Genomic DNA, 825 nt, shown 5'->3' with positions numbered 1-825 from the left:
CGCCTGGTGGGCAGCGTGCGCGAAGCCGACACCGTGGCCCGCTTTGGCGGCGACGAATTCGTCGTCATGCTCGAAGCCCTGGCCCCCGACCTGCAAAACGCCGCCACCCAGGCAGAAACCGTCGCAGAAAAACTCCTGGCCAGCCTGAACCAGCCCTTCGAGCTGGACGGCGCCCAGCACTACAGCACCCCCAGCATCGGCATCACCCTCTTTGGCGACGAACGCCTGGGCGTGGACGAACTGCTCAAACGCGCCGACCTGGCCATGTACCAGGCCAAAGCCGCAGGCCGCAACACCCAACGCTTCTTCGACCCCGACATGCAGGCGGCCGTCAACGCCCGCTCCAACCTCGAAGCCGACCTGCGCCAGGGTCTGGCCCGGGGCGAATTGCTCGTGCACTACCAGCCCGTGGTAGACCACCACGCCCGCCTCATGGGTGCAGAAGCCCTGGTGCGCTGGCGCCACCCCCAGCGCGGCATGATCAGCCCCGGCGACTTCATCCCCCTGGCAGAACAGACCGGCCTCATCCTCCCCCTGGGCCAATACGTACTCCGAACCGCCTGCGAACAACTGCAGCGCTGGAGCCAGCACGACAATACCGCCCACCTGTCCATCTCGGTGAACGTCAGCGCGCGCCAGTTCCGGCAACCCGGCTTCGTGGCCGAAGTACTGCAAACCCTCAAGGCCCACAACGCCGACCCCCGCAAACTCAAACTCGAACTCACCGAAAGCCTGCTCTTGGGAGACATCGAAGACACCATCGCCCGCATGGTGCAGCTCAAAAGCGAAGGCGTGGGCTTTGCGCTCGATGACTTCGGCACCGGC

1 protein-coding gene is annotated in these 825 nt (G+C 65.7%); it reads left to right on the top strand.

What is annotated here, in order from left to right; all coding sequences use genetic code 11:
• The coding region (locus AvAM_RS19805; RefSeq protein ID WP_137748675.1) for a bifunctional diguanylate cyclase/phosphodiesterase at positions 1-825 on the top strand (825 nt) is incomplete at both ends.

Source organism: Acidovorax sp. NB1 (genome assembly GCF_005405905.1).
In the GTDB taxonomy this organism is placed as follows: domain Bacteria; phylum Pseudomonadota; class Gammaproteobacteria; order Burkholderiales; family Burkholderiaceae_C; genus Acidovorax.
This window is presented reverse-complemented; position numbering and strand designations above follow the sequence as displayed.